20 protein-coding genes are annotated in these 21,779 nt (G+C 64.1%); 16 read left to right on the forward strand and 4 right to left on the reverse strand.

Annotation, left to right across the window (positions count from 1 at the left end):
* The first annotated feature begins 71 nt into the window (after positions 1–71).
* The 5 genes from JAO73_RS16870 to JAO73_RS16890 all read left to right on the forward strand — a co-directional run bounded on the left by JAO73_RS16870 (position 72) and on the right by JAO73_RS16890 (position 4,496).
* Entirely contained in the window at positions 72–1,310 is a 1,239-nt protein-coding gene (locus JAO73_RS16870; protein ID WP_198978322.1) for a metallophosphoesterase, read from the forward strand.
* A 141-nt stretch (positions 1,311–1,451) separates the two neighbouring features.
* Positions 1,452–2,147, forward strand: a complete 696-nt coding sequence (locus JAO73_RS16875; protein WP_198978323.1) for a hypothetical protein — start codon at positions 1,452–1,454, stop codon at positions 2,145–2,147.
* Between the two features lie 141 nt (positions 2,148–2,288).
* Positions 2,289–2,963 carry a carboxypeptidase-like regulatory domain-containing protein gene (locus tag JAO73_RS16880; protein ID WP_198978324.1) on the forward strand — a complete coding sequence of 225 codons (675 nt, stop codon included), beginning with the start codon at positions 2,289–2,291 and terminating at the stop codon, positions 2,961–2,963.
* 114 nt (positions 2,964–3,077) lie between these two features.
* Complete coding sequence (gene uvsE, locus JAO73_RS16885) at positions 3,078–4,079, forward strand: UV DNA damage repair endonuclease UvsE (RefSeq protein ID WP_198978325.1); 1,002 nt, start codon at positions 3,078–3,080, stop codon at positions 4,077–4,079.
* A 60-nt stretch (positions 4,080–4,139) separates the two neighbouring features.
* Positions 4,140–4,496: a hypothetical protein gene (locus JAO73_RS16890; RefSeq protein ID WP_190922808.1), complete on the forward strand. Its 357-nt coding sequence runs from the start codon at positions 4,140–4,142 to the stop codon at positions 4,494–4,496.
* 86 nt (positions 4,497–4,582) lie between these two features.
* On the opposite strand, the gene JAO73_RS16895 is transcribed toward JAO73_RS16890, so the two are convergent.
* Positions 4,583–4,966: a hypothetical protein gene (locus JAO73_RS16895; protein WP_198978326.1), complete on the reverse strand. Its 384-nt coding sequence runs from the start codon at positions 4,964–4,966 to the stop codon at positions 4,583–4,585.
* A 95-nt stretch (positions 4,967–5,061) separates the two neighbouring features.
* On the reverse strand, positions 5,062–5,490 hold the full coding sequence (locus JAO73_RS16900; protein WP_198978327.1) for a hypothetical protein: 429 nt from the start codon (positions 5,488–5,490) through the stop codon (positions 5,062–5,064).
* Positions 5,491–5,783: 293 nt separating this feature from the next.
* Here JAO73_RS16900 and JAO73_RS16905 point away from each other — a divergent pair, with 293 nt between their 5' ends.
* Genes JAO73_RS16905 through JAO73_RS16920 form a run of 4 tightly spaced genes read left to right on the forward strand, consistent with a single transcriptional unit; the run spans position 5,784 to position 8,917 of the window.
* Positions 5,784–6,308 carry an RNA polymerase sigma factor gene (locus JAO73_RS16905; RefSeq protein WP_190923419.1) on the forward strand — a complete coding sequence of 175 codons (525 nt, stop codon included), beginning with the start codon at positions 5,784–5,786 and terminating at the stop codon, positions 6,306–6,308.
* Between the two features lie 8 nt (positions 6,309–6,316).
* Positions 6,317–7,225: a HEAT repeat domain-containing protein gene (locus JAO73_RS16910; RefSeq protein WP_198978328.1), complete on the forward strand. Its 909-nt coding sequence runs from the start codon at positions 6,317–6,319 to the stop codon at positions 7,223–7,225.
* Complete coding sequence (locus JAO73_RS16915) at positions 7,170–8,042, forward strand: DUF4097 family beta strand repeat-containing protein (RefSeq protein ID WP_233169259.1); 873 nt, start codon at positions 7,170–7,172, stop codon at positions 8,040–8,042. Before JAO73_RS16910 ends, JAO73_RS16915 begins: the two co-directional genes overlap by 56 nt.
* Positions 8,043–8,059: 17 nt before the next feature.
* Positions 8,060–8,917 (forward strand): DUF4097 family beta strand repeat-containing protein, encoded by an 858-nt coding sequence (locus tag JAO73_RS16920; protein WP_198978329.1) that lies wholly within the window; start codon positions 8,060–8,062, stop codon positions 8,915–8,917.
* 170 nt (positions 8,918–9,087) lie between these two features.
* On the opposite strand, the gene JAO73_RS16925 is transcribed toward JAO73_RS16920, so the two are convergent.
* Positions 9,088–11,328: a choice-of-anchor I family protein gene (locus JAO73_RS16925; RefSeq protein ID WP_198978330.1), complete on the reverse strand. Its 2,241-nt coding sequence runs from the start codon at positions 11,326–11,328 to the stop codon at positions 9,088–9,090.
* Between the two features lie 180 nt (positions 11,329–11,508).
* Between JAO73_RS16925 and JAO73_RS16930 the strand changes: the two genes are divergently transcribed.
* The 5 genes from JAO73_RS16930 to JAO73_RS16950 all read left to right on the forward strand — a co-directional run bounded on the left by JAO73_RS16930 (position 11,509) and on the right by JAO73_RS16950 (position 17,488).
* A complete protein-coding gene (locus JAO73_RS16930) occupies positions 11,509–12,063 on the forward strand; it encodes an RNA polymerase sigma factor (RefSeq protein ID WP_198978331.1) in 555 nt (184 codons plus the stop codon).
* Between the two features lie 2 nt (positions 12,064–12,065).
* Positions 12,066–12,899, forward strand: coding sequence for a zf-HC2 domain-containing protein (locus JAO73_RS16935; protein WP_198978332.1), 834 nt, complete (start codon positions 12,066–12,068; stop codon positions 12,897–12,899).
* A gap of 100 nt (positions 12,900–12,999) precedes the next feature.
* Positions 13,000–13,767: a DUF4097 family beta strand repeat-containing protein gene (locus JAO73_RS16940; RefSeq protein ID WP_198978333.1), complete on the forward strand. Its 768-nt coding sequence runs from the start codon at positions 13,000–13,002 to the stop codon at positions 13,765–13,767.
* Positions 13,768–13,886: 119 nt separating this feature from the next.
* Positions 13,887–14,624, forward strand: coding sequence for a DUF4097 family beta strand repeat-containing protein (locus JAO73_RS16945; protein WP_198978334.1), 738 nt, complete (start codon positions 13,887–13,889; stop codon positions 14,622–14,624).
* Between the two features lie 287 nt (positions 14,625–14,911).
* Positions 14,912–17,488, forward strand: a complete 2,577-nt coding sequence (locus tag JAO73_RS16950; RefSeq protein ID WP_198978335.1) for a DUF5916 domain-containing protein — start codon at positions 14,912–14,914, stop codon at positions 17,486–17,488.
* Positions 17,489–17,560: 72 nt separating this feature from the next.
* Here the strand turns inward: JAO73_RS16950 and JAO73_RS16955 are convergent, their stop codons facing one another.
* Positions 17,561–20,251, reverse strand: a complete 2,691-nt coding sequence (locus JAO73_RS16955) for a putative Ig domain-containing protein (RefSeq protein ID WP_198978336.1) — start codon at positions 20,249–20,251, stop codon at positions 17,561–17,563.
* 339 nt (positions 20,252–20,590) lie between these two features.
* Here JAO73_RS16955 and JAO73_RS16960 point away from each other — a divergent pair, with 339 nt between their 5' ends.
* Both JAO73_RS16960 and JAO73_RS16965 read left to right on the forward strand, forming a co-directional pair.
* Positions 20,591–21,385, forward strand: a complete 795-nt coding sequence (locus JAO73_RS16960; protein ID WP_190922820.1) for a HipA family kinase — start codon at positions 20,591–20,593, stop codon at positions 21,383–21,385.
* Positions 21,372–21,746 carry a DUF3037 domain-containing protein gene (locus JAO73_RS16965; protein ID WP_190922821.1) on the forward strand — a complete coding sequence of 125 codons (375 nt, stop codon included), beginning with the start codon at positions 21,372–21,374 and terminating at the stop codon, positions 21,744–21,746. Before JAO73_RS16960 ends, JAO73_RS16965 begins: the two co-directional genes overlap by 14 nt.
* Positions 21,747–21,779 lie beyond the last annotated feature (33 nt).

The following is a 21,779-nucleotide window of genomic DNA, read 5'->3' on the forward strand; positions in this document are numbered from 1 at the left end:
GGGCCGCGTTTAAACTTGGGCGCCGCCGCTGCGTTATGCAGCGGGTGCTTTCTCCGCTCTGTTGTTAGAATATGCGAAATCCGTTTGTGTTGTGGTTGATGTTGGGCTTGGTGGTATTGGCCGAATGGTATGGGTACCAGGCGGTGCGCACGGTGGTGCAGCACGCCTCGCCGGGCGTGCGGCGCTGGGCGTCGATAGGCTATTGGGTGCTGACGGGCGTGGTGTGGTGGCTGGCCATCTGGGCCGGCAGCACGCGCCAAACCGGCAACACCGTCCTCAAAAGCTACCTCATGAGCCTGCCGCTGCTGTTGCTGGCCGCCAAGATGGTCATGCTCATTCCGCTGCTGCTCGAAGACCTGGTGCGGCTGGGCCGCTGGGCCCTGAGCTCGGCCACGCGGCCGGCGGGGGTGGCGGGCGAGGCCATTCCGCGCAGCGAGTTTCTGGCCAAGCTGGCGCTGGGGCTGGGCGCCATTCCCTTTGTCGGCCTCTTGTGGGGCATGGCCAAAGGTGCCACCGATTACCAAGTGCGCCGCGTGTCGCTGAAATTTCCCAACCTGCCGCCGGCCTTCGACGGCTTCAAAGTCATTCAGATTTCGGACCTGCACACCGGCAGCTTCAACTCCACCGAGCCCCTGCAGCGCGCCGTGGCCCTCATCAACCAGCAGGCGGCCGACCTCGTGCTGATGACCGGCGACCTGGTGAACAACCGCGCCACCGAAGTCGAGCCGCACATTCCGGCCCTGCAGGGCATCAAGTCCGACCTTCCCATCTTCTCCAGCCTCGGCAACCACGACTACGGCGACTACGTGCAGTGGGGCAGCCTGGAGGAAAAGCGCGCCAACCTGGAGCGCCTCATGCAAAACCACGCCAAAATCGGGTGGACCTTGCTCAACGACACCGCTCACACCATCGAGCGGGGCGGCGACAAAATTGCCATCGTGGGCGTGCAGAACTGGAGCAGCCACGCCAACTTTCCCAAGCACGGCAACCTGCCCAAAGCCCACGCCGCCAGCGGCGATGCGCCCTTCAAAATCCTGCTCTCGCACGACCCCTCGCACTGGGAGGCCCAGGTGCTCAACTACCCCGACATCGACCTCACCCTCAGCGGCCACACCCACGGCATGCAGTTCGGCCTAAACCTGCCGTTTCTGAAGTGGAGCCCCGTGCAGTATGCCTACAAGCAGTGGGCCGGCCTCTACGAGCAGGGCCGCCAGAAGCTGTACGTGAACGTAGGCCTGGGCTTTTTGGGCTATCCCGGCCGCGTGGGCTTCCTGCCCGAAATCACCGTGTTTGAGCTGCGCCGGGCGTAGGCACCCGCCACCCGGAACAGACCCTCATGCTCTGCATTTGCTTAGCATGAGGGTCTTTCTATATCACCCAGGAAACATATGCCAGGGCATTGCCGTAAAGCGCCCCCAAACCCATTACGGTTGTCCTTTTATTCCCTTCTCATGAAAAATTCCCTCTTGATTCTCGCGGGCGCTGCCGCCCTCTCGCTGGCCTCCTGCTCGCAGGAAAAAACCACCGAAGTCAACACCGCCCCCGGCGATGGCATGACCACCACCACTACCACCACCACCACGGGCCCCATGACGGACGCCCAGATTGAGGCCCGCGCCCAACAGATTGCCGACAAGATGGCGGCCAACATGAAAATCACGGACGAGGCCACCAAAACCAAAATTCGCACCGTGTACGTGAACCGCTACAAGCGCATGAACGACCTGCGCAGCAAGTACACCGCCGACACCACCGGCATGGCCGCCGCCATGCGCGACGCCTACGCTGCGGAAGACCAAGAATTCAAGGTGATTTTCGTGGACCCCACGCAGTACCAGGCGTATGAGTCGAGCCGCTCGACGTACTACGACGACCCCAGCACCTACACCAGCGCCGGCGACGACGCCAGCATGTCGTCGATGAGCGACACGGCCACCAGCGGCGGCATGTCGCAGTCGAGCATGACAACCACCGAGTCGACCACGACCACCACGACCGCCGACAACGGCATGAGCGGCAGCATGGGCACCGATGCGGCTTCGGTTTCGAAAATGAAAGCCAAAGCCGACGACGGCAGCAAGCTCAAGGTGAAAGAGAACGGCAAAGTGAAGGTGAAAGACGCCGACGGCACCAAAATCAAAAACTAATGGTTTGGTCGATGCAATCGGCCGAACCGTCGCTGAAAAGCCCGCGCCTGCAACGGCGCGGGCTTTTTTTGGCTCATTGGGTTGCTACTTTGTGGTAGCGTTGTGCGTATTCTGTTGATGGTAATTGAAGTAGTGCCTTGTGTGCGTGTCGTTTGGCCGCCGTGGAGCCAGCGGCTGGCCCTGCTGGCGGTGCTGTGGCTGCTGGCGCTGGGCGCCCGCGCGCAGGCCCCCACCACCGTGCGCCTGAGCGGCAGCGTGGCCGAAGCCGGCTCGCGCCTGCCCGTGCCGGGCGCCACCGTGCAGGTGCAGCGCACCCGCCGCGGCGTGGTGACGGATGCCGCCGGCAACTTCGGCCTCGACGTGCTGCCCACCGACACGGTGCTGTTTCGGGCCCTGGGCTTCAAAACCCAGCGCATGGCCATGGGCGGCACCGGGCTGTCGCAGCTGGTGGTGCGCATTCAGCTCAAGCGCGACAGCGTGCAGCTGGGCGAGGTGCAAGTGGTGAGCGACCGCGCCGACCGCGCCGTCATCAACCGGGCCCTGCGCAACATCAAGCGCCCCAAGCCGCCCGTGACCAGTGCCGTGAAGCGCCCGCCGAAGCCCCAGCCGCTCTTCGCCGTCGACTCTGCCGCGCCCAAGGCGCCGGTGCCCACCATCCAAAGCCCGGTGAGCCTGATTTACGACCAGTTTTCGCGGGAAGGCAAACAGCGGCGCAAGATGGAAGAAATTGAAGCCGAGCTGAAAGCCGAGAAGCTCCGCAAGGCCCGCGCCGAGTACAACAAGGCCTTCAAGGACAACCGCGGCTACGAGCCGTAGGGTAAAAGCAGTTAGCAGTGAGCAGTGAACAGTTAGCAGTGAGCCGTGTGCCAAAGAGGAATTTGCTCACGGTTCACCGATAACTGCTAACTGATTTTACCCGTAAGCCCAAGTATGAAAATTGGGTATCCCTGCGTGAACGAGGCGATGGACTGCAGCGCCGCCAACACTTTCCGGCTGGCCTCTTACAGTGAGGAGCGGCTGGTGGCGGCCGTGACGGCCAACCTGGCCTGCCTGCGCCGCATGCTGGAATGGAACGTGGCCCAGGGCCTGCTTTTCTTTCGGATGGGCTCGGGCATTGTGCCCTTCGGCTCGCACGAAATCAACACCTTTCCCTGGCAAACCCATTTTGCGGCCGACTTCCGGGCCATCGGCGACTACATCAAGGCCCACGACCTGCGGGTGAGCTTTCACCCCGACCAGTTTGTGGTGCTGAACTCGCCCAGCGCCGACATTGTGCAGCGCAGCATTCAGGAGCTGGTGTACCAGGGCTCTATGCTGGACCTGATGGGCTTGGACGGCACGGCCAAGCTGCAGATTCACGTGGGCGGGCTGTATGGCGAGCGGGAGTTGGCCATCCAGCGGTTTGCGCAGGTGCACGCCACGCTGCCCGCCGCCGTGAAGGCCCGCGTGGTGGTGGAAAACGACGACCGGCTGTATTCGCTGCGCGACTGCCTGCACCTGCACGAGCTCACCGGCGTGCCCATTCTGTTCGACAATTTTCACCACGAGTGCCTCAACCACGGCGAGCCCATGCCCGAGGCCCTGCGCCTGGCCGCGGCCACCTGGCACCCCACCGCCGACGGCGTGCCCATGATGGACTACAGCTCGCAGGCGCTGGGCGAACGCAAAGGCAAGCACACCGACGACCTAGTGGACGACCTGTTTCGGGGCTTCCTGGCCGACCTGCATGGCCTTGATTTCGACCTGATGCTCGAAATCAAAAACAAGGAAGCCAGCGCCCTGCGCGCCGTGGCCATTCTGCGCGAGCTCGGGCTGAGTGCCCCCGCGCCCAATATTCCCAGCCCGCCCCTGACCCTACCCCCCGACCCAAACGCGCCCGCCAAAGCCAAACGGGCGAAAAAGGACGTAAAGGTCAAAAGCGAAGAGTTATAGCCCGCTGGTCCAACGCTTTTTCAGCACATCAGCACATTCCCAAATCAATCCATCAGTCCAATGCCCTCCGACCAACTTCTCGCCACCGTCAGCGCCCTCAAAAACGGCCTCACCAGCCTGCCCCTGGGCTCGGCCATGGACAACACCGAAACCTGGCAGCAAACCTTCCTGCAAAGCGGCGAGCCCGGCCTGCAGGACATTGCCCGCGAAATCGGCAACCTGCAATCGTTGCTCACCAGCGGCGCCCTGAGTGCCACGGCCATCGGCAACTCGCTCACCATGCTGGGCAACCAAACCAGCCAGCTCAGCGCCAACGCCGCGGCCGACGTGAAAAAGCCCCTGCTGGAACTGGCCGACTTGCTGCGCAAGCACGGCAGCGACCTGCTGGCCCACGCCGAGAAAAGCAAAAAGAAATAAGCGCCCCTGGCCGCTCATAACGTCGAAAAAGCCCTGCTCATGTTCTGAACAGGGCTTTTTCGTGTTGGGCTGGGGGAGGTGTTGGGTTATCGTGGCACGTTGCTGCTGTGGCTGCGACGCGAGCGGCTGGGCACTACTTCGTTGGACTGGCGGCGCTTGTCGTCGCGAATGAGCGGCTGCTCGCGCACGTCGGGCACGGCCGTGGGCGAAAGCTCGGGCGTGGCGGCGGGCAGAATGGCCCCGCCCGTGTTGTCGAGCGGACGGCTCTGCTGGGCGTCGCGGTTGGTGGGCGTGCGCTGCATTTCGGGCGGGCCCTGAATGGTACTTTGGTTGAGCGCCGGGTTCACGGGCGGAATGGTGGTTTGGCCCTGGCTGCCGCCGCGCACGGGCGCCGTGGGGTCGAAGGGCACGGTTTGGGCCTGCGCCGCAGCCGCGAGCAGCAGGCCGGCCAGAAGGAGAAACGGTTTCATGGGGGAGGGGAAAGGAGGGACACTAAAAAACCGGCTGCTTCGGGTGAAACAGCCGGTCTTCTTGTGGCCTTACGGCTCTGAACAACAAAAAGTTGCTAGCGGGGCGTCGAGGTTTTCATCTTGCCTTTCGAAGCCTTGTCTTTCGATTTCATGCGGCCCGAGGTGCTGCTGCCCGAGGTGCTGCCGGAAGTGGTGCCCATGGTGCTGCCGCTGGTGGTGCCCATGTTGCCGGTGGTGCTGCCCGTGCTGCCAGTGGTGCTGCCCGACGTCGTGCCATAGGTGCTGCCCGAGCCCGAATTGCTGCCCGAGGTGCTGCCCGACATTGAGCCGCTGGTGCTGGAGCCGCTGGTGCTGGTGTTCATGGTGCCGGTGGTGGAGCCGGTGGCCGGCGTACCGCTCATTGAGCCGCTGCTGGTGGTGCTGCCCGAGGTAGTGCCCATGGTGCCCGACGTGGTTTGGGCGAAGGCGGCGGTGCTCAAGCCGGTGGTCAGCAACAAGGCGAGAAGGATTTTGGTGGTTTTCATGATAAACGAGTTGGAAATGTGGAAAGGAAGGGAGCGTTGTGGACGGGGCTTTACGGAGGGGAACCGGGGCAGGGTTGCGAATCAGGCATCTTAATATTCACCGAATTAGCTATTATTTGTTGATTTTGCTCCTGATTTCCAAGGCCTAACAATGCACATGCCCGAGATAAGCAAAGTGGGAATAAAAAAACATCCCATTTTCCGGTAACCTTCGCCGGGCACGGCGGTGTCCACAAGCAAATACCCAAACACCTCATCGTAACTGCGTGGACTCGCTATCGGACAATGCCTTAATGCTGCGGGTGAAAGCCGGCGACGTGGACCGCATGGGTCTGCTTTTCGAGCGCTACCACCGGCCGTTGTTCGGTTTCCTCTACCACATGCTGGGCAGCTCGACGACCAGCGAAGACTTGGTGCAGAACGTGTTCTACCGCATGCTGAAGTACCGGCACACCTTCACGGGTGAGGGCGAGTTCCGCACCTGGATGTACCACCTGGCCCGCAACGTGCTGGCCGACCACGTGAAGAAAAACCGCCACGCCAAGCACCACGCCGACGTGGCCGACGTGGCCGAGCACCTGGGCGGCGGCAGCCCCGCCGACGCCGGCCTGGAGCGCGCCCAGGAAGTGGCCGTGCTGCATCAAGCTTTGGCCCAACTCAGCCCCGACCACCGCGAGGTGCTGGTGCTGAGCCGCTTCCAGGAAATGAAGTACGGCGAGATTGCCCAGGTGCTGGGCACCACCGAAGGCGCCGTGAAGGTGCGCGTGCACCGCGCCATGCACGAGCTCAAAAGCACCTACCTCCGCATCGAAAATTAACCTGCTATATGAACTGTGACCACGTGAAGGACCAGTTGGTTGACTACCTGAGCCGCCAGCTTACCGAGCCCGAGCAAGCCGCCCTCACGGCCCATTTGGCCGAGTGCGCCGAGTGCCGCGAGGAACTGCAAGCCACCCAACGCCTGTGGCAGAGCCTGGGGCAGGTGCCCGTGCCGGAGCCCGGCCCCAGCGTACGCCCCGAATTCTACGCCATGCTGGCCTCGTTTAAAGAAGAAGTGAAGGCCACGCCCGACTACTCCCTGAAAGGGCTGTGGCAGTGGTGGCTGCACCTGGACGTGCCGCGGCCCATTCTGCGGGCCGTGTACAGCCTGTGCCTGGTAGGGGTGGGCCTCATTGGCGGGTATTGGCTGAACCGCCAGCCGCCGGCCACCGACGACCAGCAGCAGATTGCCGCCCTCGCCAACGAAGTGACCCACATGAAGCAGGTAATGCTGCTCTCGCTCATCCAGAACCCTTCGGCCACGGAGCGGCTGCGGGCCGTGGGCTACACCAAGCAGCTCGACGAGCCCACCGCCAAAGTGGTGAACGCCCTGCTCAGCACCCTCAACACCGACCCCAACGTGAACGTGCGCCTCGCCACGCTGGAAGCCCTGGCCCCGCTGGCCGAAGACCCGCAGGTGCGCGAAGGCCTGGTGCACGCGCTGGCCCGCCAAGACTCGCCGCTGGTGCAAACCGCCCTGGCCGACGTGATGGTGAAGCTGCAGGAGCGCCGCTCGGTGCAGCAGATGCGCGAGCTGCTGAAGCAGCCCAACCTCGACGAATCGGTGAAAAGCAAAATTCAGGAAAGCATCCAAACCCTCACAACCGGCCGGCCCGCCGCGCCCCAATCTTCTCCCCGCCATGACCAAACCCTCGTTTCGCCGCAGCCTGAGCAGCCTCTTACTCGTGCTGTCTAGCACCAGCGCCTGCTGGGCCCAAAGCAAAGAATCCACCGAAAAAATCACCAAAGAATTCGCCCCCATGGCCGACGCCGGCAAGAGCACGCTGGCCCTGTACAACATCTTCGGCTCGGTGCGGGTGGAGGGCTACGCCGGCAACAAAGTGCTGGTGGAAGCCACCAAAACCATTCGGGCCGACGACGCGGCCACGCTGGAGCAAGGCAAAAAAGAAGCCCAGCTGGGTTTTACCCAGCACGGCGACAGCGTGGTGGTGTACATCGCCGGGCCGCAGGATTCGCGCCCTATGGACCGGCACGGCAACTGGAGCCACCGCGACATTGACTACCGCTACGAGTTCGATTTTGTGGTGAAGGTGCCCTACGCCATGAACCTGCACGTGAGCACCGTCAACAACGGCTCGATGGAAGTGAAGGACGTAACCGGCCTCTTGCACGTGAACAACGTGAATGGCCCCATCACCCTCACCAACGTGCGGGGCACCACCCGGGCCCACACCGTGAACGGCAACGTGGACGCCACCTACGCCGCCAACCCGGCTGGCGCCTCGTCCTACCACACCATCAACGGCAAAATCCGGGTGAAATACCCCGCCAGCCTGGGCGCCAACCTGCACTTCAAGAGCATGCACGGCGAGTTCTACACCGATTTCAGCGACGCCGAAATCCTGCCCGTGCAAGTCACCAAAAACAAGGAAGGCAAGGGCGGCGGTACCGTGTACAAACTCACCAAAGACACCGCCGTGCGCATTGGCAAAGGCGGCCCCGATTTCCGATTCGAAACACTCAACGGCGACGTCACCGTCTCCAAAAACTAGCTAATCCACCCCTCGCAATGACTATTTCCCTCCAACTATCCCCCGTGCAAATTGCGCGTCGGCTTGCGCTGGCCTTCCTGCTCGTCGGCAGCGCCCTGGCCAGCCAAGCGCAGGACGACACCAAGGAAACCCTGACCGTGGCCCTTACCTCGCCCGGCAAGCCCGGTACGCTGGAAGTGGGCCTCGTGAACGGCTTCATCCACGTGACCGGCTACGGCGGCAAAGACGTGGTGATTGACGCCAGCGCCCGCCCGGCCAAAAGCCGTCGCACCCCCGAGCCGCCCACGCCGCCCGGCGGCATGAATCGCCTCTCGTCGGCAAGCAGCCTGAACCTGACCGCCGAAGAAAAAAATAACCGCGTGGAGATTTCTACGCAGTCGCACGCCCACCCCGTCGACCTCACCATCAAGGTGCCGCAGAATTTCTCGCTGCAGCTCAGCACCGTGAATAACGGCGACATCCTGGTCGAGAACGTGAACGGCCAGCTGGAAGTCTCTAATGTGAACGGCGCCATTCAGCTCACCAACGTGTCGGGTTCGGCCGTGGCCAACACGGTGAACGGCAACCTCACGGCCACCTTCAAAAGCGTGAACAACGGCACGCCCATGGCCTTTTCCACCCTCAACGGCAAGGTGGACGTGACCTTCCCCGCCAACGCCAAGGCCGCGCTGAAAATGAAATCGGAGCGCGGCGAAGTGTACAGCGACTTCGACGTGGCCGTCGACAAGTCGACCCCCAAAGTGACGCGCACTTCGCAAGGCGGCCTCACCCGCCTCAGCACCGACGACTGGACCTACGGCAAAATCAACGGCGGCGGCGCCGAAGTGATGATGAAAACCTTCAACGGCAACATCTACCTGCGGAAAGTGAAGTAACACGCTTGTAGCGGCGGTCGCAGGTAATAAGAACGTCATGCAGAGCGGCAGCGAAGCATCTCGCGTGGGGCAGTAATCCTATTGATTGGATGTACTGTTGCACGCGAGATGCTTCGCTGCCGCTCTGCATGACGTTCTGGTATTGGGCTTTCTGCGGCATAACTCATCGTTTACCGCACCACCACGCGGGTAGTGGCGCCGTCGGTGGCGCGCAGCACGTAGAGGCCGGCGGCCAAGCCGCGCACGTCCAGGTGGTCGGTGGCGGTGGGCAGCTGGCGCACGGCGCGGCCCAGGCCATCGAGCAGGGCGCCGGCCACGGGGCGGCTGAGGCGCTCGGCGGCGCCGGGCGCGGCGGGGTTGGGAAAGCAGTGCAACGCTTCGGGGGCCGGGGCGCCGTTTTTGGCGCTCGTCACCACGCCGCGCAGGCCAACCTGGTACACGGCCACGGTGCTGCTGATTTCGTTGGCCAGCAGCAGGAGCGGGGCGCTGGTGGGGCTGTTGGCGGCCGAAACGAAGACAATGCCCTCGGGGCCCAGGTCGCCGGTGCCGGCGGTCAGGCTGCGGTTGTTGAGGTACTGCACCACGCGCGGGTTGGCGGGGTCGTTCACGTTCAGCACCACCACGCCGCCCACGCGCTCCAGGCTCACAAAGGCGTAGGTGGTGTCGCGAATCATGCCAATGGTCACGCCTTCGGGCTCGGGGCCTTTGTCGTCGGAGCGGTTTTTCCGGGTGGGCGTGCCGGTGGTGTTGCTGGCGTTGAAGAGGCTGCCGAAGGCGGCATCGGTGCTGGTCACGCGCTCCAGCAGGTCGCCGCTGTCGTGCACCAGCGCGCCGGTGCTGGCATTCAGAATGCTGAACGAGCGGCCGCCCAAGGCATAAATCTGGTCGAAATCCCCGTCGCCGTCGGTGTCGCCCTGCTTGTTGGTCACGTTGAGGCGGCCCAGGGCGCTGCTGTTTTTCAGCATTGCGGCCTGCGGGAAGGCGGTGGGGTCGAGCACGTAGGCGGCATCGCCGAGGCGGTTGATTTCGTTCAGGCCGGTGTATTCGCGCGAGTCGCCCTCGTTGGCCGTGATGAGGTAGCGGCCGCCGCCCAGACTGGCCGGCAACTCAAACGAGGCCAGGGCGTCGGGCTGGCGCATGCCGCGCACCGGCCAGTTGGCCATCAAAATGTCCGCGGCCTGGTCCGAGGCATCGAAGCTGAAACCGGGCTGGGTGTAGTCCTGGTAGCCCACCGAGCGCAAGCTGGTGAACTGCAGCGTGGCCAGGTCGAGCGTGGCAATGGCGTTGTTTTCCTGCAAGCCGATGTAGGCCGTTTGCGAGTTGGCCGACACGGCCACGTACTCGGGCTCGAAGTCCTGCGCCACGCTGCTGGGCGTGCCCGCCGGCCCGCCGTAGATGCGAATGCCGGCCGCCCGCAACGTGACGGCCTGCGCGTTGTAGGCGCTAAAGTCCAGGGTGGTGACGCGGGCCTGCGTGACGGCCGCGATGCCGCCGGTCATGTCAACCACCGATACCGAACCCAGCGGGTCGAGGGTGTACGCGGCATTGGGCTCGCCTTCGTTGGCCGTGATGACGTAGTGGCCATCGGGCGAGAAGGTTATCATATCGGGCATGGCGCCCACCGTCACGTGCTTGATGAATGCGCCGTTTTGGTCAAAAAACACGATGCTGCCATTCTGCTGCGGCGCCGTGTTCTCGATGGCGCAGGCCACCAGCCCATTGCGCACGGCCACCGAGTTGATGTTGCCATACGGCAGGATGTTGATGGAGGCCACCGGCGTGAGCATGCCCGGCGTGGCGAAGTTCAGGATGTCGAGCTTGCCGCCCACCGAGTTGGCCACGTACAGGCGCTGGGTGCTGGGGTCGTGGGCCACAATTTCGGCCGAGTTGATTTGGGTGCTGCCGCTGAAGGCCGTGCCGTTTTGGTAGCTGCCCAGCAGGTTGAGGCGCAGCGTGTTGGTGCGGGCAGGCGCTTGGGTGTCGTTGTCTTTGAGGTAGACCAGAAACTCCGTGGCGCCGGCCGTGAGCGTGGCGTTGCCGGGGTTTTGGAGGCGCACCGTGAAGTATTCGGTGGCTTCGGCCGTGGCGTCGTCGAGCAGGGGCAGCGTGAGCGTGGCCGTGGTGCTGCCCGGCGCAAACGTGACGGTTTGGGGGCCGGCAAACGTGAAGTCGGCCCCCGCCGTGGCCGTGCCCAGCGGCGCCAGCACCGCCTGCACCGTGCTGGCCGTGGCGTTCGGGTTGCGCAGGCTAAGCGGAATGGATACCGTGCCCGCGCTTTCGGCCACGATGAGCGGCGTGGCGGCACCGGTAAAGCCCAGGTCGGGCACGGTTTGCGCCTGGGCGGTAAGAGCCAGCGCAAGGGCAAGAGCGGAGGCTGCCAGAAAACGTGAGGCGTAGGAATGTGAAAGCATGAAAGCAGGCTGAGTGAATAGTCAGCCAAAACTATCGGCGCCTCATTACCTCAACATTACAAGCGAGTTACCGAATTGCGGCGGCCGTGCGGAAGGCTTGTGCCTAAATTTTTTTGGGCACCTTGTAACGAATGGGCCAAGTCCCGGTACTCCTTTCACCTCACCTCCAACACCCCACCCGTGACCTCCACGAGCACGAGCGACGAAGAACTGATGGCGGCCGTGCGCGCCGACGACCTGGACCAACTCGTGCCCTTGTTCGAGCGCTACCACGCGCCCCTGTTCAACTACCTCACCCGCCTCACCAACGACCGCGAAACCAGCGAAGACCTTACCCAAACCGTGTTCGAGCGCATTCTTAAATACCGCAGCAGCTACCAGCCCAGCCAGCCCTTCAAGGCCTGGGTGTACCAGATGGCCCGCAACGTGCACGCCGACCACTGGCAGCGCCAGCAAAAGCTGCAGGCCGCCGACGCCGACGTGGAAGACGTGGAGCGCACCGGCGCCCTGCGCGGCGCGGCCTTCTCGCAAATGCGCGTGGCCAACCACCACGACGACCTGCACGAAGCCCTGAACCTGCTGCCCACCCCGCAGCGCGAAATCCTGGTGCTGAACCGCTTCCAGGGGTTCGGCTACGAGGAAATAGGCCAGCTGCTGGGCTGCACCGCCGAAGCGGCCCGGGTGAAAGCCCACCGCGCCCTGCAGGCGTTGCGCAAAATCTATTTCGCCAGTTAACCATGAAAACGCCCGAATTATCTGCCTGCCACGAGCTCGAAGCGCTGCTGCCGGCCTACGTCGAGCGTAGCCTGCCCGCCGCCGAGGCCGACCGCGTGGCCGCGCACCTGGCCGCCTGCCCCGCCTGCCAGCTGCAAGTAACCCAGCTCCGCGCCCTCACCGACGACCTCGACGCGGCCCTGCCCGAAGTGCCCCGCACCGCCCTGCGCGCCAATTTTATGGCCATGCTGGAGCAGCAAAAGCAGCTGCTGAAACCCGAAGCCCCGGTAGCAGCCCCCGCGCAGCCCGCTGCCAAGGTGGTGTCGATGTGGCCCACCGCGCTGGCCAACAACTGGATGCGCGTGGCCGCCAGCATCGTCCTCATCGCCGCCGGCGTGCTGCTGGGCCGCAACCTGAGCTGGAACGGCCGCGGCACCGACAACGGCGTGGCGGCCAACAGCAACAAGCCGGCCCCGGTGGAACTGGCCCAGTCCATGCGCCAAGCCTCGGCCAGCGACCGGATTCAGCTGGTGACCAACACCAGCAAGCAAACCGAGCCCGGCGACCCCACGGTGCAGGTGCTGCTCAACACCCTCAACTTCGACGCCAACCCCAACGTGCGCCTGGCCGCTTGCGAGGCCCTGTACCGCCTGCGCGAAGACCCGCAGGTGCGCGAAGGCTTGGTGCATTCGTTGGCCATTCAAACCGACCCCAACGTGCAGATTACGCTGATTGACATGGTGGTGGCCATGCACGTGCGCCGCGCCGTGCCCCAGCTCGAAAAGCTTTCCAAGCGCCCCGATGCCTTGCCCGTGGTGCGGGCCCAGGCCGAGGCCGGCATTGGCAAATTGATATAGACTCCCTCGTTTTTCTCTCTTTCTCCGCCCCTTTTTTCTGCACGCGGCACCGCTCGCCGGCGCCGCGCCAAGACCTCACTTGCTTAATTTTTTCCTCTATATGAACAAGTTCATCCTCCTCGCTCTGACGGGCGCCCTGACGGCCCAGGCGGCCAACGCCCAGGAATACAAAACCAAAATCGGCGGCAAAGACCGCAAAGTCGTGCTCGAAATGCAGGGCAGCGACATCACCGTGGAAGGCATCAGCGGCGACGAGCTGGTGATAAAAGGCAACGGCTACGAAGAAGCTCCCAAGCGCGCCGAAGGCCTGCGCCCCATCTACAACTCGGCCGTCGACAACACCAAAATCGGCCTTTCGGTGACGCAGACCGACAACGCGGTGCGCGTTGTGCGGGCGTCGCGCAAGGATGCCAACTACGTGATTCAGGTGCCCAAGGGCGTGAGCGTGCAGTACACCCAAACCAACTGGAACGGCGGCGACGTGACGGTGCGCGACATGGCCGGCGACCTGGAGCTGAACGTGAAAAACGGCGACATCAAGCTCTCCAACGTGACCGGTCCCGTGGTGGCCAACACCGTGAGCGGCGACATCCAGGTGCGGTTTGCGCCCATGCGCCAGGGCCCCAGCTCCATCTCGACGGTGAGCGGCGACGTGGACGTGAGCATGCCCGCCAACACCAAATCCACGCTGCACCTGCGCTCGGTGTCGGGCGAAGTGTACACCGATTTCGACCTGAGCATGGGCAGCAAGGGCGACAACATGCAGCACATCGGCGGCCAAGTGGTGGACGGCACCATCAACGGCGGCGGCAACTCGGTGTCGCTCAAGACGGTGAGCGGCGACATTTTCGTCCGCAAAGCCAAGTAGCGTCCGGCTCGAGCCGAACCCTGAAACCCGGTCATGCTTCGCTGCGCGCTGCATGACGCATACACGGCGACAGCTGTACTTCAACTCTCCACCTTCCACTTCTGCAAAAAACCATCACCATGCGCCGCTTCCTGTTCCTTCTCCTCACGCTGCTGGCCGTGGCCGGCGCCCACACCGCGTCCGCCCAGAAAATCATCGAAAAAAGCGTGGACCTGGCCAAAGGCCAGCGCCTGTACCTCAACCTGAAGCAGGGCAGCAGCATCCGCATTCGGGCGGGCGCCAGCGGCAAAATGACGCTGAAAGCTTCGGTAAGCATCAACCAGAACCGCCTCAACGACGCCCTGCTGCTCGGCACCGAGCAAAGCGGCGACGAAGTGAAAGTGACGTCGGAGTTTGACAAGGAAATGCTGCGCAAGGCCCAGCCCGGCGACTGCCCCACCGGCGGCTCGTACTACGGCGACACCTACACCTACCGCAGCGATGGCAAGGCCCGCGACGGCGAGAGCTACCGCCAGGTATGCGCCGTGATTGAATACGACATCACGGTGCCGGCCGGCGTGAGCCTGCGCGTGAGCACCCTCAGCGGCAACATCGACATCGCGGGCCTCACCGGGCCCATCGAGGCCAAGTCGCTGAGCGGCTTCGTGGACGTGGCCTGGCCCGCCACCCAGGGCGCCGAACTGGCCCTGAAAACCATCACCGGCGAGGTATACACCGACCAGGACATCGCCTTTTCCTCGGAGCCCCGCAAAAACGCCATCGTGGGCTACCAGGTGCGCGGCACGCTGAAGGGCAGCGGCCCGCTCGTCAAGCTCGAATCCATCAGCAACGACGTGTATTTCCGCAAGCGGAAGTAACCATTCCACACCAAGGGAGTTTCCGCGCACAAGAAGACCTGTTTGGTTTTCTTGTGTGGAGAAATATGTTTGATAATTAGGCAATTGCTCTGATGGTATAAAACAACAGGCGCGGGACAACACAGGGGCGCTGGTCTGCAAGCTGGCGCGCCGGTGGCAGTGGCTTCGAAGTGGTTTTTGGTGAGTGAAAACAGCTCGCAAAGCCCGTCCCGCGCCGTTGTTTTTTCGCTGCACAAGCAACTCCACGGTCGCCGAATACTCCTTTTGCTTGCCTCTCCTTCCGTCCTATGTACCCCACCTTTTCGCTGCGCTCGTTCTTTCTGCTGGCTTTGCTGGCTCTTTCCTGGCCGGCGGCCTGGGCCCAAGGCCCGGCCGCCGCACCGGCCGCCGCACCGGCTTCCGCCGCCACGGCGGCACCCAAGCGCCAGCTGCAGGCCGTGCGCATCACGGAGGTGCCCAAGCTCGATGGCCTGCTCGACGAGGCCGTGTGGCAGACCGCGCCCATTGCCACCCAATTCTACGAATACGAGCCCAAGCCGGGCGGGCGGGAAAAGTACCCCACCGAAGTGCGCGTGCTCTACGACGACGCGGCCATTTACGTGGGCGCCGTGATGCACGACGTCTCGCCCGATTCGGTGCTGCGCGAGCTCAGTGCCCGCGACAACCTCGGCAATTCGGACTGGTTCGGGGTGTTTTTCGACACGTATAACGACCACCTCAACGGCTACGAATTCATCGTCTCCTCCGGCGGCGTGCAACTCGACGCCCGTATGTCGCCCACCAACGGCGAAGACGGCAACTGGAACGCCGTGTGGGACTCGCGCACCGCCCTGCGCGGCAACGACTGGGTGGCCGAGCTGCGCATTCCCTATTCGGCCATTCGCTTCAGCAGTGCCCCGGAGCAGGTGTGGGGCCTGAATTTCGGGCGGCAGCGGCGCGTCACGCGCCAGAAGTTTTTCTGGACGGAGGTGAAGCCGCAGGTCGACGGCTTTGTGAACCAATGGGGGCTGCTCACTGGTCTGCGCGACCTCAAGCCGCCGCTGCGCCTCTCGCTCACGCCCTACGTGAGTGCGTACGTGAACCACAATCCGCTGAACGCCGAAGGCACTAAGCGCACCACCACCAGCTTCAACGGCGGCGCCGACATCAAATGGGGCATCAACGAGAGCTTCACGCTCGATGCCACGCTGGTGCCCGACTTCGGGCAGGTGCAGAGCGACAACCAGGTGCTCAATCTCTCGCCCTTTGAGGTGCAATTCAACGAGAACCGGCCGTTTTTCACCGAAGGCACCGAGCTGTTCAACAAAGGCAACCTGTTTTATTCCCGAAGGGTAGGGGCCACGCCCGTGGGCTTCTACGACGTGAAAGCCGACGCCACCGAGCGCATCGTGCGCAACCCCTCGGAAACCCCGCTGCTCAACGCCACCAAGGTGTCGGGGCGCACCGGCAAAGGGCTGGGCATTGGCGTGTTCAACGCCCTGAGCAACGACGTGTACGCCACCCTGCGCAACCGCGAGACGGGCGAGGAGCGCCAGGTGCTCACGCAGCCGTTTGCCAACTACAACATCGTGGTGCTGGACCAGAGCCTGAAGAACAACTCCTACGTCTCCCTCATCAACACCAACGTGACGCGCGCCGGCGCCACCTACGACGCCAACGTGACCGGCGGCCTGTTCCGCTTCGCCAACAAGGCCAATGCCTACGCCGTGGATGGCCGCGTGGTGTACTCCAACCGCCGCGGCCAGGTGTTTGGCCGCAACGAGGAAGTGGCCGACCGCGACGGCTACAAGTACCAGGTGGGGGTGAGCAAAATCTCGGGCAATTTCACCTGGTACCTAAACCACGGCATCGAGTCGAACACCTACAACCCCAACGACCTGGGCATTCTGTTCGGCAACAACAACATCTCCCAGGGCCTGGGTGCGGCCTACCGCATCTACAAGCCGTTTTGGAAGGTAAACAACTTCTCGGTTTTCAGTGAAGTCAACCAGTCGTTCCTCTACAAGCCCACCTTGTACCAAGCGTTCGGCTACTACCTCGGCGCCAACACCACCTTCACCAAGAGCTTCAACCAGTTCGGGTTCGATTTCAACCTCGACCCCGTGACGCACGACTTCTACGAGCCGCGTGTGAACCCGCTGGGCTCCAAATACGTGCGCGTGCCCGGCAACGCCCGTATTGTAGTATTCGAGAACTCGGACACGCGCAAGAAATTCGCCTACGGCTGGAATTTTGGAGTGCAGCACTACAACCTGGATGAGCGCCTGCCCCGGGCCCGCCGCACGGGCTACAGCTTCGGCCTCTACCCGCGCTACCGCGTGAATGACCACCTCACCTTCCGCTACAGCATCGACTGGAGCCTGTACCGCAACCAAGTCGGCTACGTGAACGGCGGCATGGACGGCGCCGAAATCCTCGACCAGCCCTTCCTGAACCAGGTGATTCTGGGCCGGCGCGACGTGGCCACCGTTTCCAACGTGGTATCGACGGCCTACACCTTCACCAACCGCATGTCGTTTACGCTGCGCGTGCGGCACTACACCAGCAACGTGCACTACCGCGACTTCGCGGCCCTGGGCGACCACGGCGACGAAACGCCGGTGGACTACCGCCGCAACCGCGACAACACCTACAACGCCTTCAACGTCGACGCCGTGTACTCGTGGTGGTTTGCGCCGGGCTCGCAGGTCAGCATCGTCTGGAAAAACGCCGGCTCCACCTTCCTGCAGGCCGAGCAGGCCACGCCGCTGTATTTCGATAACTTCAACAACACCATCAACACACCGCACAACAACTCGGTGTCCGTCAAGGTGCTCTACTATCTCGACTACCTCACCCTGCGCCGCACCCTGAGCGCCCGGTAGCCCATTTTGCGACGCAAGCAAAAGGCCCCCTGAAGTGCTTCAGGGGGCCTTTTGCTTGCGGGCGAAGGACGGTTACTTATTCACCATCAGGCGCTGGGTGCTGGTTTGCCCGCCGCCCACGTACTGGCAGAGGTAGAGGCCGGCGGGCCAGCGGCTGGCGTCTACTTCCAGCTGGTACTCGCGGCCGCCCACGGCCGGGCCCTCAAACAGGGTGGCCACCTGCACGCCCATCTGGTTGAAGACGCGCACCGAAGCCACGCCCGACACCGGCGCCTGGAAGTTCACCGTGGTGGTGCTGGCCACCGGGTTGGGGAAGGCCGTGAGCACCACGTCGGGCAGCGCGGGCGCCGGGATGGAGCCGCTACCGCTGCCACTGCAGCTGCCCAGCAGGTCGTTGTGCGTCGAGCCGGGGCCGATGTGGGCCGGCACGGCGTTGGGCGAGATGCAGATTTCGTGGCCGTTGTGGCACACCAGCACCTTGGGGTTGTTGGCGTTGTTGCCGCAGCGGGCCTCCACCACGTTCAGCGTCACCGAAGCCGAGGCCGTGCAGCCGCTGGCGTTGGTGGCCGTCACGGTGTACACGTACTGGCCCGCGCTGCTGGGCGCAAACACGGGGCTGGGGCTGGTGGGGTCGCTCAGGCCGGCGGCGGGGCTCCAGCGGTAGCTGGTGCCGCCCGTGGCGGTGAGGGTGGCGGTTTGGGGGCCGTAGCCCAGGAAAATGGTGTTCGGCAGGCTTCTCACCGGCACGGCCCCCACTATGCTCACCGCGATGGCGGGTGCCGCGGCGGGCGCGGGCTGCGCGAGGGTGGCCTGGGCCGTGGCGGTGCAGCCGTTGGCGCCGGTCACGGTCACGGCGTAGGTGCCGGCGGCCAGGCCGCTCAGGTTCTGCGTCGCGGCCCGGAAGCCGTTGGGGCCCGTCCAGGCGTAGGTGGCGGGGGCCGCGGCCCCGGTCACGGCCAGCGCGATGCTGCCGTTGGCCGCGCCCGCGCAGGTGGGGGTGGTGGCCGTAGCGGTGGCGGCCACCGAGCAGCTCACCACGTTGATGGTGAAGGCCTGCATCACGCGGCCGTAGCTGTTGCCGTGGTGGTAAATGTCTTCGGCGTCCAGCGTCACGGGGTAGGCGCCGGCGCGCGTGGCCGTGCCGCTAAGGGTGGCCGTCCCGTTGCCGTTGTTCACGAAGCGCAGCCAGGAGGGCAGGGTAGTGGCCAGCACGTCGAGGCGGTCGCCGTAGGGCAGGTCGGGGTCGGTGGTCGTGATGGTGTACACAAACGACTGGCCCACCGTCAGCGCCAGGTTGCCGGGCTGCGAGGTGAAGGCCGGGGCCGAGTTAATCAGGAAGTTGAGCGTGTGCGTGGCCTGCTCGCCGTGCGAGTCGCGGGCCACAAAGGTGGCGGCGTGCGGGCCCCAGTTGGCCACGGCCGGCGTCCAGCTCAGCTGCGTGCTCACGGGATTGGCGGCCGCCGTGGGCAGGGCGGCGCCAAAGCCGGCCCCGGCCGGCAGGCCCGTCACGCTGGCCAGGCTCACCCGGTCGGTGGCGTCGGGGTCGGAAGCCTGAATGGTGTAGCGCAGGGCCGTGCCCGGCGTCACTTGCACCACGCTGTTGTGGGCGGGCGTGGGCGGCACGTCGAAGCGGGGCCGCAAAGTTACTTCAATGGTTACCGAGGTCGTGGCCTGCCCGCCGGCCAGGTCCTGGGCCACAAAGCTGATGACGGTGGTGCCCAGGTTGGCGGCCGTCGGCGTCCAGGCAAAAGTCGTTTGCACGGGGTTGCCGTCCAGCGGCAGCGCGGGCGTGGCGGTGGCGCCCGGCGGCACGCCGTAAGCCAGCAGGTTCACCACGTCGTTGGGGTCGCTGTCGGTGGCGCGCACGCCAAACGCCACGGCCTGGCCCGGCGCCACGCGGTACACGTAGGCATTGGGCGGCGTGAGGCTGTAGTCGAACACCGGCGGGTTGGAAGTGCCCGTCACTTTCACCAGAAAGTCGACCAGAACGCTCGTGCGCCCGTCGCTCACCTTGACCACGGCGTTGAACATCTGCCCCACCTGGAGGCCCGCCGTGCTGAAAGAAACCAGGCCCGACGTGGCGTTCACGCTCATGCCCGGGGCATTGGCAAAAGGGTTGTTGTTGAAGTCGGCCGCGGTGGCCATCGAGAAGGTCAGCGCGTCGCCGTCGGGGTCGCTGGCGGGCAGCAGGAAGGTGGCCGCCGTCGGGCTCGAGGCCACGTTCACCACCGGCACCAGCGTGCTCACGGGCGAGTTGTTGCCGGAGCCCGCGTTCACCAGCGTGCTCACGTACATCACCCCGTTGGCGTTGTTGGAGAGGGTGCTCAGGCGGCAGCAGTCCGTATAATACGCCCGGAAATCGCCCGCCGTGGCGTACGTGTGCGTGATGATGGCCTCGCCGTAGAAGCTGTCGCCCACCACGTCCACCGACGTCACGCCCAGGTTGATGATGCCGTTGGTGCCGTCGCCAAACTCCAGGTTGCCGGTCACCACCGACGCGCCCACGCTGGCGTTGAGGCCCCCGAAGCTGCGGCGCCACGCCTGGCTCACCCGAAACTCTACGGTCAGCTTGGCCGGGTCGGAGGCCACGGTGCGCCACGTGAGCGAGCCGTAGCGGAAGTGCGTGGCCCGCGCCGGGCTGGCCGCGCCCATCCCAAACAGCAGGCACAGCAGCAGCACGCGCCAGCCCGTCCACCGCGACCACCGGCCCGGACCCCACGAAAGGGAATTCAACTTGTTTCCGGCAAAGTCAAAATGTTTCATATGGCTAAAAATTGAAATGAGTGAAAAATATGAATTTAAAAAGAAGGAAGGCTTAAGAAGTATAACTTTATTAAAAACGACTGATTGGGATTTTCATATCAAATTCTTTTCTGTGTGCTAATATGTTAATTATTGAAGGTGATAATTCAAATGTATTAAAATTTATGCGCTAAGCAAATGAATATGATATATTCCTTTATGATTCTTGGAACAAATATCCAGGCGCTGGTTTTTGTCATATTTTGGGTTGAGGCCTAATGGGCGAGACGCGGTTATTCAGGGGCCAGCCAAAACTTCTCGAATTGTCCGACCTTTGCCGGGCCTTTCTTTTCCCGCTGTATGTCGGCCCCCTTCGCCCCCGAACTCCGCACCGTGGCCGTGACGCGCTACGTGACCCCGCTCCGCGAGGGCGGCTCCCTGCCCGCCTTGGTCGAAGCCGACGACGGCTTCCTGTACGTGGTGAAATTTCGGGGCGCGGGGCAGGGCGTGAAGGCCCTCATCGCCGAACTGATAGTGGGCGAACTGGCCCGGGCCCTGGGCCTGCGCGTGCCCGAACTCGTGTTCTGCGAGCTGAGCGAAGCCTTTGGCCGCACCGAGCCCGACGAGGAAATTCAGGACCTGCTGCGCGCCAGCACCGGCCGCAACCTGGCCCTGCACTACCTCTCCGGCGCCATCACCTTCGATGCGCTGGTGACCACCGTCGACGCCCGCCTGGCCTCCCAGATTGTGTGGCTCGACTGCCTGACGCTGAACGTGGACCGCACGCCCCGCAACACCAACATGCTGATGTGGCACAAGGAGCTGTGGCTCATCGACCACGGGGCCGCCCTCTACGCCCATCACGCCGGCCCCGAGTGGGCCGCGCCGCGCCCGCGCCCCTTTCCGCAGGTGAAGGACCATGTGCTGCTGCCCCAGGCCAGCGAGCTGCCGGCGGCCGACGCCGAAGGCCGCGCCCGCCTCACGCCCGAGGTGCTGCGCGCCGTTGTGGCGCTGGTGCCCGACGAGTGGCTCACCAACGGCGACGCCCCCGCCGCCACGCAGCGCGCCGACTACGTGCGCTTTCTCGAAGCCCGCCTGGCGGCCTCAGAAACATTTGTTCAGGAAGCCCAAGCCGCCCGCCATGCACTTATATGAGTACGCCGTGCTGCGCGTGGTGCCCCGCGTGGAGCGCGAAGAGTTCATGAACGTGGGCGTGGTGCTGCTGTGCCGGGCCCAGGGCTTTCTGCAGGTGCGCTGCGCCGTGCCCGAAGCCCGCCTGCGCGCCTTCGCCCCCGGCCTCGACCTGGACGAGGTAGCGGCGCGTCTGCACGCCTTCGAACGCATTTGCCAGGGCCGGGCCACTGGTGGTACCATTGGCCAGTTGCCCCTGGCCGAGCGGTTTCGCTGGCTCACGGCCATGCGCAGCACCATCGTGCAAACGTCGCCTGTGCATCCCGGCCTGTGCGCCGATGCCGGCCAGACCCTGGCGCGGCTGCTGGAACAGTTGGTGCTCTGAGCGAAGAACAGCAGCTGCCTGAGCGCGTGGCTT

The sequence above is a fragment of the Hymenobacter miniatus genome (assembly GCF_016427455.1).
Lineage (GTDB): Bacteria > Bacteroidota > Bacteroidia > Cytophagales > Hymenobacteraceae > Hymenobacter > Hymenobacter armeniacus.